The 9,220-nt window shown below is 68.5% G+C and carries 6 protein-coding genes and 1 pseudogene; 2 read left to right on the forward strand and 5 right to left on the reverse strand.

Translation table 11 applies throughout. The annotated features are described in order from the left end of the window. Both L995_RS07910 and L995_RS07915 read right to left on the reverse strand, forming a co-directional pair. A pseudogene (locus L995_RS07910) lies at positions 1 to 1,664 on the reverse strand (DUF4132 domain-containing protein); the annotation flags it as partial. Positions 1,665 to 1,739: 75 nt separating this feature from the next. Then, the gene (locus L995_RS07915) at positions 1,740 to 4,682 is read right to left on the reverse strand and encodes a DUF4132 domain-containing protein (protein ID WP_047470792.1); all 2,943 of its coding nucleotides are present in this window, start codon (positions 4,680 to 4,682) and stop codon (positions 1,740 to 1,742) included. Between the two features lie 392 nt (positions 4,683 to 5,074). On the opposite strand from L995_RS07915, the gene L995_RS07920 reads away from it, so the two are divergent. Then, on the forward strand, positions 5,075 to 5,797 hold the full coding sequence (locus L995_RS07920) for an alanyl-tRNA editing protein (RefSeq protein WP_016451616.1): 723 nt from the start codon (positions 5,075 to 5,077) through the stop codon (positions 5,795 to 5,797). A gap of 45 nt (positions 5,798 to 5,842) precedes the next feature. On the opposite strand, the gene L995_RS07925 is transcribed toward L995_RS07920, so the two are convergent. Continuing rightward, positions 5,843 to 6,133 carry a hypothetical protein gene (locus tag L995_RS07925; protein WP_047470794.1) on the reverse strand — a complete coding sequence of 97 codons (291 nt, stop codon included), beginning with the start codon at positions 6,131 to 6,133 and terminating at the stop codon, positions 5,843 to 5,845. 326 nt (positions 6,134 to 6,459) lie between these two features. Here L995_RS07925 and azu point away from each other — a divergent pair, with 326 nt between their 5' ends. Then, complete coding sequence (gene azu, locus L995_RS07930; RefSeq protein ID WP_016446217.1) at positions 6,460 to 6,918, forward strand: azurin; 459 nt, start codon at positions 6,460 to 6,462, stop codon at positions 6,916 to 6,918. Positions 6,919 to 7,098: 180 nt separating this feature from the next. On the opposite strand, the gene L995_RS07935 is transcribed toward azu, so the two are convergent. Then, positions 7,099 to 7,608 (reverse strand): hypothetical protein, encoded by a 510-nt coding sequence (locus L995_RS07935; protein ID WP_047327407.1) that lies wholly within the window; start codon positions 7,606 to 7,608, stop codon positions 7,099 to 7,101. After that, complete coding sequence (locus tag L995_RS07940) at positions 7,595 to 8,932, reverse strand: hemolysin family protein (protein WP_017403868.1); 1,338 nt, start codon at positions 8,930 to 8,932, stop codon at positions 7,595 to 7,597. Before L995_RS07940 ends, L995_RS07935 begins: the two co-directional genes overlap by 14 nt. Between the last annotated feature and the right edge of the window lie 288 nt (positions 8,933 to 9,220).

Genomic DNA, 9,220 nt, shown 5'->3' on the forward strand with positions numbered 1-9,220 from the left:
AGCTCCTGCGGGCTGGTGGCCGCCAGGTGCAGCAGCGCGCGCGCGGCCTGGGCCGACAGGGGTGCGAGCAGGTCCAGCAGCGCCGGCTGGTCCAGCGCGGCAATGACGGGCGACAGGCGCTGCAGGCTGGCGGCCTGGGCTTCAAGCTCTGCCAGGGAGCCGGCATCGCTGCCCGCTGGCATGGCCTCGCCGCCAGGTGACCCGGCTGCGTCCGCAACCGGGGCTGCGGCACCCAGATCCTTCAGTCGCGCCTGCACCGGGCCTTGCTCGGCCACGTCCAGCAATCCACCGGACAGCAGTGCCGACAGCAGGCTGCCAGACGCCGGATCAGGATGGGCCACCAGCACATCGCGGTAGGCCAGCACCAGGTTCTTGTTGGGCTTGGCCAGCCAGCCGGCGGCCTGGGGCGCATCCACGGGCAAGGCAGACAGCGCCTGTGCCAGCGCCGCACGCAAACCCTTGGAGGCACTGCCGGAGGCGGCCTTGCCCAGTTGCGGCAGCAGCCGCTGCAGCGTGTCCACGCGCAGCGCGGGCAGCAGGTGCGTGAGCGGGCCGGCGGCCAGCCGGGCCAGGTCGCCAGGGCGATCGGCCAGCAAGGTCTCGGCCACCGGGGCGTAGCCGGCGCGGTCGGATTCGTGCTTGCACCCGTCTGCGCAGGCCGGCAATAGCAGCGGCAGCAGGGCCGGCCACCGGGCTTCCCACAGCCGCTGCGCCACGGCGGGATTGATCGCCAGGTGGCCCAGTTGCTTGAACCAGGCTGCCAGGGGCGCAGCGTCGGTCTGCAGCATGCACTCCACCAGGGCACGGTCATGCGGCCAGTCATCGTCCGAGGCAAAGCACAAGGCCTTGAACAGGTCCTGGGCCAGCAGGTCGCGGCGCGCGGCATCGGCCGTCTCCCAGCGCGATGCGATCAGCACGGGCTCGGGCAGGCGCAGCTGGTCAAGCACGGCGGGGAATTGCGCAAAAAAATCCCGCCACAGCGCCCAGCGCTGCGCTGCAGGCCGCGTGCGCTGCAGCGGCAGCTGGCGTTGGACGATGTCGCGGCTGAGCTGGCCGCCGCCGTCCTCGATGGCCATGGCCAGCAGTTCGGGCTCGGGCAGTTGGTGCAGCAGGTGCTGCCAGTGGCAGTAGTACTGCGCGCCGGGCGCAATGCCGGCCTTTGCGCTCAGTTCCCGCGCCCAGCGCAGCAGGCCGATGATCTCGGCACTGGACATGCCTTCATGACCCAGCACGCCAAACACCTGCCTGAGCACGAGGTCGTAGCCATCGCGCAATCTCCAGGGCTGGTGGGTGCGGCTGCCCCAGTCATCCAGCCAGGCGCGGGCCAGTGCCGTCAGCTCCGCGGTCAGCTCGGCACTGCGCCGGGGCACACCCGAGTTTCCCCCATAGAACTGTCCCAGCGGAAGGCTGATGCGCGCCAGCGCCAGCCACAGCGCGTGGTCGCGCTGCCAGGGCGCATGCTCGCCGGGCAACTGGTGCAGCCGTTCCTGGCACAGGCTGCTGCTGTCGCGCAGGAAGTCCGCCACCTCGGCATCGCGCCCCTGGGCCAGGCGCTTTGCCAGTTCGGCGGCAAAGGCCGGCATGCCCTCGCGCCCGGCCGGCGCGGCCGTGTGCAGTTCGTACAAAGCCTGCAGGGGAAGCGCTGCTGTCTCGTTGTTGCTCATGGTCTGTGGAGTCTTCGGTGATGGGCGGTCGGCCGGCCAACGTTTCAGGGAGCAAAGGTTCACAAAGACAAGGGCTCAGGCAGCCGCCTTGGCCGCCAGGGCCAGCCACTGGCCTTGCAGCGTGGCCAGCAGCGGCTTGGGCAGCCGCGCCGGGTCGGCGCTGGCCCCGTAACCCTTGCTCAGGTCGTGCACGCGCAGGCCTTCCACGGCCACGGGCAGGCCCAGGTCCAGGTAGGGCGGGAAATAGCCGTGCGACAGCTCCAGGCTCAGCTCCAGCGCGGGCAGGCGCCACACATGCTCGTTGATGCTGGGGCCATCGCCCACGGGGCCGGGCCGGTAGCCGAACTTCTTGAGCATGGCGCCGAGCTGCTCCTGCGCCAGCGTGATCGGCGCGGGCGGCAGCAGCATGCCGTTCTTGAACTGGCTTGGCGCGGGCTGCTCGGCGCAGGCGCCCAGCTGGTCGACCAGGGGCTCCAGCTCATAGTCGGCCATGTAGGCCTGCCAGGCCTCGCGCTCGCCGGGCTGGGCCGTGGCCGGGTGCCAGAGGCTGATGCTGCAGCCAGCCGGCAGGGCCACGGTTTCATCCTCCACATCGACCAGCGAGAAATCCTCGGCCAGGCGGAAGCTGGTGCGCGCCAGGCCCGGCGCATCCTCTGCGCGCCAGATCAGGCTGCGCCCCACGATGCGCAGCAGCGGGTGGGCCACGAACAGCCGCTGCCAGCGATCCAGTGGCCAGCGCTTGCCGCTGACCAGGGCCGCCAGCATGCGCGGCGCCTGCTGCTTGACCACGGTCTTGAGGCTGGTGGCCAGGGTCTTGAGCTGCGCGGTGGCCGCCTCCCATTCGGGCTTGAGCGCCTCGTCCTTGACCGCAGGAATGGTCTTGCTGGCCTTGTTCCTGTCGTTGATGACGCGCAGGCTCAGATCGCCCTGCAGCTCCACGCGGTAGCTCTGCGGCCCGACCGTGACCGTCAGGCCCTGGCCCAGGCCGAAGTCGGGGGTCAGCTCGTCGAAGAGCTCGGGCACGCTCATCTTGCGGCGGGCAGCGGCGGCACGCAGGGCGCTGCGCGCCGTGCGCTGCACCTGGTCCTTGAGCGAGCGCGATTCGGAGATCTCCTGCACGCGCAGCAGAGCGTAGAGGCTGTCCACCTCGCCCAGATGCTCGACAGCGGCGGCCGCGCGCTGCAGGCGCGGGCGGTTCCAGGCCTGGACGGCGGCCACCAGCGCATCGACCACGCGGTCATCGGCATGGCCGGGCAGCAGCCTGAGCGCCCAGCGCTGCTTGGGTTCGCCCTCGCAAGCAATCCATTGCTGCACCAGGGCCAGCGCCAGGCGGGCACGGTTGTCGGCCGGAATGCGCGCCAGCAGCTCGTGGGCCAGCGGCGGCAGGCCGCCTTCGGCAATGGCGGATACGTGCAGCAGCACGCGGGCCGCGTGCTCGGACAGCGGCGCGCACAGCGCCAGCAGCTCGGGCGTGTCGAAGGGCTTGATGGCCGCGCTCAGGCGCTTGATGGAGGCGATCTGGGCTTCCAGGTCCACGCCGCCAGCGGCAGACGCTGGCGATGCGGCATCCGCCTGGCTTTCTTCCGATGCCGAGGCGCCCTGCCCGGTCAGGCCCAATTGGTTCAGCCGCTGCTGCACGCTGCTGGCCGAGGCCGCATCCAGCTTGCCGCCGGCCAGCAACTGCGCCAGCAAGGGACCGACGGCGGGGTCGGGGTGGGCCAGCAGCACGTCGCGACAGGTCAGCAGCAGGTTCTTGGGCGGCTTGTTCAACCAGCCGGCATCCACCAAGCTGGCCAGCGGAATATGGGCGGCCAGGCCGGCCATGGCGGCGCGCAGGCCCTTGGCGCTGCTGCCTGCGATGAGCGGGGTCAGGGTGGGCAGCGTGGCCTTCAGGCTGGCGGTGTCGAACGCGGGCAGCACATTGACCAGGTCCTTGACAGGCACCTCGGCCAGATCGGCCGGGCGGCGGGTCACCAGTTCGCGGATCGCGCTGCGGTAGCGGCGCAGCTCGTCCTCGCGGTCGCAGTGCTGGGCAATGGCCGGCAGCAGCAGGGGCAGCAAGGCGGCATCGTTCTGCTTCATGACATGCATGGCCAGCGCCAGGCTGATCCGATAGCCGCCGTTCTCACGCAGCTGCCTGGCAAAGGGCGCGGGATCCTCGGCCACCAGGCGGTCCAGCAGCTGCAGCGCACGGGTACGCTCCCCGCCCTGGGCATGGCCCAATTGGCCCATCAGGGTGCCCGCCAGTTCCTCACGCCGTGGGGCATCTGCGCTGGCCCAGCGCTGCTCCATCAGGTCCGGATCGCCTATGTAGGTCTGGTCATACAGCTCGGGATGCGCGGCAAAGAAAGCCATCCAGGACTTCCAGCCCTGCCCCTTGGGCTGCTTGGGTTGGCGCTCTTCGCGGTAGTGCACTATCACGTCGGCGAACAGCTTGCCGCCCACGGCGGCGTAGCGCTGCAGGTCGGCATCGTTCAGCTGGGCGATCAGCCGCTTCCAGGGCGCGTGGTACTCGGTGTCGGGCTTGTACTCACCTTCCTTGCGCAGCGCCAGCGTCCAGTCCAGCGTGGCCGTCACTTCCTCGTAGGGCATGCCTGGATAGCAGAGCCAGGGCACCAGGTTGCCCAGCACCATGCCTATGCCTTTGAAGACCGGCAGATCCGCGCTGCGGGCATGGGCCAGCCATTGCTCGGCCATCACGCGCACTTCGGCGGCCACCTTGGCATTGGTCAGCTTCTCGCTGAGCCCTGCCGGCGCATGGCCGCGCGGCACCGTGAGCCGTGCCAGTGCCAGCCAGCGCTCACCGTCATGTGTCCAGGGCGATTCGCTGCTGTTCAGGCGCCCCAGCATGTAAAGGCAGCGCTCCTCGCAATCACGCAGGAAAACCTGCACCTCATCGGCCCGCCCGTCATGAAGCCGGGCATCAAGTTCGGCGGCAAAGGCCTCTTCGCTGAGGCCTTCGTCCAGCCGGTCATAGAGATCGCTCAGGGAAGCTGCGTGAAGATCGGTAGTGCTCATAAAGATGAGGAGATGAACAATGTGGGCAGCCGCAAACCGGGGCCTGCCGGGATGGAGACGGGGGTGGAGCCTGCACGGGATGGACGCAAAGGTTCTTGATCCATTCGGACAGTTCCTCGGAAAACTCACAGATTCATGCCCTGCGTATGTCGTCAGCTTCGGAAAAATCTGTAGCGCCGTCGGCAAGGAATGCGCCATTGTTCAGCGGCACGCGCGCGGCGCGGGCGCCGATCTTGTCAGGTCGCGGACCCGGGCACTTGACAGGCTGTCAAGCAGCCGACTGCCACCGCTGCGGGCAATGGACTGTACTGGGGACTTTTCGCCCAGGCGTACTGCCCGGCCCCGCCATGCCGCCGATACCATGGACCGCGACATGACCCCGGAGACACCCCATGCCCATGCCCCTGTCCCAGACGCACAAGCTCTTTGACGACGACGCCTACCTGGACCGCTGCGAAGCCACCGTGATCGCGGTCAGCCCCGAAGGCATCGAGCTGGATGCCACGGTCTGCTATGCCCGCAGCGGCGGCCAGGCCGGAGACACCGGCACGCTGATCCTGGCCGACGGACGCAGCCTGGCGGTCATCGACACCGTCTATGCCGATGACCGCCAGCGCATCCTGCATGTGCTGCAGACCGATGCGCCGCCCCAGGTCGGCGAGCGCGTGCAGGTAGCCATCGACTGGGACAGGCGCCACCGTCTGATGCGCCTGCACACCTGCCTGCACCTGCTGGGCGTGCTGGTGCCCGTGCCCGTGACGGGCTGCAGCATCTCGCCGGACTCGGCACGCCTGGATTTCGACCTGCCTGAATCCACGCTGGACAAGGCCGATCTGACGGAGCGCCTGAACGCCCTGATCGCCGCCAGCCATGCCGTGAACGTGGACCGCATCACGCCCGAGCAATTGGCCGCCCAGCCCGACCTGGTACGCACCGCAGGCGCGGCGCCCCCGGGCGGCACGGCGACGATCCGCATCATCGACATCCCCGGCTTGGACCGCCAGCCCTGCGGCGGCACGCATGTGCGCAGCACGGCCGAGATCGGCACGGTGGCCGTCACCAAGATCGAGAAGAAAAGCCGCACCAACCGGCGCGTGGTCGTGCAGTTCGCCTGAGGCCTGCCGGACCTGCCTGGCCTGCCTTGGCTGCCGCCCCGTGCCTCAGGACATCCAGGACCTGGGCGCCGAGGGGCCACCCGGCTCACGGGACCCCTCGCCGCCCGGAGCCACCCCTTCGGGCTGGCTGCCGGACTTTCGCATCAGCTGCAGGATCTGATCGAGCTTGTCCTGCTCGACGACGATCGAGTGCAACCTGAACAGCACGTACGGAATGAGGACGCTGGCACAGGCCATGCCCGCCAGCGCCGCCTGTTGCTGGGAGCTGTCGACGAAAAACGCCGTCAGCAGAAAGATGGCGCCAATGACAGCACCTATGAAAACCATCACTACCATAAACCCTCTCTATTTACCGCAATCGTACCCAAATGTGACTGGGGTGAGTAGAGGCATGCGAGCTGTGGGGTTGCCCGTCGCCAAAAGACGACGGACGGCAAGTGATTCCCGGCGACAGCCACCGCGCATACCCTGCCGGCGTGACGCCATCCCGCATGCTTGGAGCGCAGGTCTTCGAACTGTTTTGACTTGATTCAAATCAACCCGCCCTCCCCCATCCTGTCTATGCTGGAGGCAGCCATACAAAGCATCCATGGCGACAGACCGCCTGCCGGTCCATGGCCACCGGATGCCAGCCACCTCACCCGCTTTTCAAGGAGAAAACAATGGCAATGCAATGGAAACCCGTCCTCTTGGCCCTCGCAATGACTGCCGTCGCCGCACCTGTGCTGGCCGCCGACTGCGCCGTCGAGATCGAAGGCAATGACGCCATGCAGTTCAACAAGCCCACCATCAGCGTGCCCGCCAGCTGCAAGCAGTTCACGGTCAAGCTCAAGCACGTGGGCAAGCTGCCCAAGACGGCCATGGGCCACAACTGGGTACTGAGCAAGACGGCCGACCTGCAGCCCGTGGCCAATGACGGCATCGCCGCCGGCGCCGCCAAGGACTTCGTGAAGGACAAGGACGCCCGCGTGATCGCCCACACCAAGGTGATCGGCGGCGGCGAGACCGACTCCGTGACCTTCTCCACCGCCGCCCTGAAGGCGGGCGAGGCCTACAGCTACTTTTGCTCCTTCCCCGGCCACTCCGCGCTGATGAAGGGCACGCTGACGCTGGCCAAGTAAGCCGGCGATCTGCCCTGGCCCGGGACCTTGCGCCCCGCGCCCTACCCGGCGGCACTTCGGTGCCGCTTGTCGTTTCCGCCCCTCACATTTGCGGGACCGGGCAAGCCACGCATGCCTGGCCTGCCGGTCCCTGCTGGTCCCTGCCGATGCATGCCGATCCGTGCCGTTGTGCGCTGCCTCTCAGTGCCGGCTGGCGGTCCTGCCGTGCGGGCGGCCCTGCATTTCCATGCAACCCTTTTGCATCAGGCGCAGCAGCAGCTGGGTCCAGCTGGCGTCGGCCCATTTGGTGCTTTCCAGCACCAGGGACCGTGCCGACTGCAGGCCGTCGCCGGGCTGCAGCTCCACGCGGAAACTGCCGCGTTCACGCTGGGCCGTGACGGCCACCACGCTGCCCAGCAGGGCGATATCGAGGGAAGGGCGCGGGCCTTGCGGGCCGTCCAGGTCCACGCGCAGCACGCAGCCGGGGCGAAGTTCGTAGGTCCAGCGGTGGTCGGCATGGCCGGCCGCGCCCATGGCGTTCATTTCGGCAAGCCGCTGCTCCTGCGTCATGTCGTAGGGGCTGATGATGGGCGCCTGCTGCTGCGGGTAACCCTGCACGCCGTCCAGGCAGGCGGCCATGAAGACCACGGCCGCCGCGCATGCCAGCAGTTTCCAGGCGCAGCGCGGGGCCCGTCGTTCAACGCGGTGCATGGGCTGCTCCTGCGTCTTCGTCGCCGGGCACCTGCAGCGACACGTCCACGCGCATGGCCAGCACCTTGTCGATGGCCTTGCCGTCCATGTCCACCACCTCGAAGCGCCAGCCTTCCCATTGCACGGTGTCGGTGACACGCGGCAGCCGGCCCGTGAGCAGCATGACCATGCCGGCCAGCGTGTGGTAGCGGCCGCGCTCTTCCTCGGGCACGGTGGCCAGCTCCAGCCGGTCCTTGAGCTCGGGCACGGGGATGTGGCCGTCCAGCAGCCAGCTGCCGTCCTCGCGCTGCAGCGCCCAGGAGTTGCGCGGATCGCGGGGCTGGAATTCGCCCGTGATGGCCTCCACCAGGTCCTGCAGGGTGACGATGCCCTGGACCTCGCCGTACTCGTCGATCACAAAGGCCATGTGCACGTCGGACAGCCGAAAGCTCTCCAGCAACTCCATGCCGGTGATGGTCTCGGGCACATAGAGCGCGGTCTGCATGGGCTGGTCGGTCAGGCCCTGATCCTTGCCCTGCAGCGCGCGCGACAGCCACTGGCGCGCGTTGAGCACGCCGATGATGGAGTCCATGCCGCCGCGCACCACGGGAAAGCGCGCGTGGTCGGACTGCTCGATCACGCGCAGGTTGTCCTCGAACGGCGCATCGGCATCCAGGCAGACCACGTCGCTGCGCGGCACCATCAGCGAGCCGATCTGGCGGTCGTCAAGGCGGAACACGTTGCGCACCATGGTGTGCTCGTGCGATTCGATGACGCCGGCTGTCGTGCCTTCGGCCAGCATGGCGTGGATCTCTTCCTCCGTGACGGCGCTGCCGCTGTTTTCCTTGACGCCCAGCAGGCGCAGCAGCGCATGGGTGGACACGGACAGCAGCACCACGAAGGGCTTGGTCAGATGGGCCAGCCAGTTGACTGGGCGTGCGATCAGGCGCGCAAAGGTCTCGGGATAGGTCTGGCCGATGCGCTTGGGCACCAGCTCGCCGACGACGATGGAGAAATAGGTGATCAGCACCACCACCAGCGCCGTGGCCGTGTAGCCGCCATAGGGCGCGGGCACGCCCATGCGCTGCAGCCACTCGGCCAGGGGAGCGGCCAGCGCGGCCTCGCCGACGATGCCGTTGAGCACGCCGATGGAGGTGATGCCGATCTGGATGGTGGACAGGAAACGCGTGGGGTCGGCCCCCAGTTGGGCGGCTGCGGCGGCGCCGGCGTCCCCCTCGTCTATGAGTTTTTGCAGGCGAGCCTTGCGCGCCGTCACCAGCGCGATCTCGGACATGGCGAAGACGCCATTGAGCAGGATCAGCGCAAAAAGAATGGCAATTTCCATGATGCTTGTTCTGGGAACCGGGAGCCGCCGCTGCGGCAAAAAGGGCCCATGCTGCGCTGGGTCCGGAGAGATTGGAAGCGATAGGCCAGCCCCGCAGACGGGGCATGCCGGACAGGACCCGGCGAACGGCGTGGATGCCGCATGCGCCGACCCGGAGGAGCCAACGGCCCCGGCAGGTCGCAAAGGGGATCAGGCCGCCCGGGGAGGCCGTTCGGGCGGGGCCAGGCTGCGCCACGGTCCTTCGCGAAGGCTGCTGGCGACATGGCGATCGGCCTGCAGCCGGGGGGC

Source organism: Delftia sp. ZNC0008 (assembly GCF_000799035.1).
GTDB lineage: Bacteria > Pseudomonadota > Gammaproteobacteria > Burkholderiales > Burkholderiaceae_C > Comamonas > Comamonas tsuruhatensis.

Coding starts and splice junctions, on each gene's coding strand:
- azu (WP_016446217.1), top strand. CDS start 6,460: ATGGCAATGCAATGGAAACCCGTCCTCTTGGCCCTCGCAATGACTGCC.
- L995_RS07915 (WP_047470792.1), bottom strand. CDS start 4,682: ATGAGCACTACCGATCTTCACGCAGCTTCCCTGAGCGATCTCTATGAC.
- L995_RS07940 (WP_017403868.1), bottom strand. CDS start 8,932: ATGGAAATTGCCATTCTTTTTGCGCTGATCCTGCTCAATGGCGTCTTC.
- L995_RS07935 (WP_047327407.1), bottom strand. CDS start 7,608: ATGCACCGCGTTGAACGACGGGCCCCGCGCTGCGCCTGGAAACTGCTG.
- L995_RS07925 (WP_047470794.1), bottom strand. CDS start 6,133: ATGGTAGTGATGGTTTTCATAGGTGCTGTCATTGGCGCCATCTTTCTG.
- L995_RS07920 (WP_016451616.1), top strand. CDS start 5,075: ATGCCCATGCCCCTGTCCCAGACGCACAAGCTCTTTGACGACGACGCC.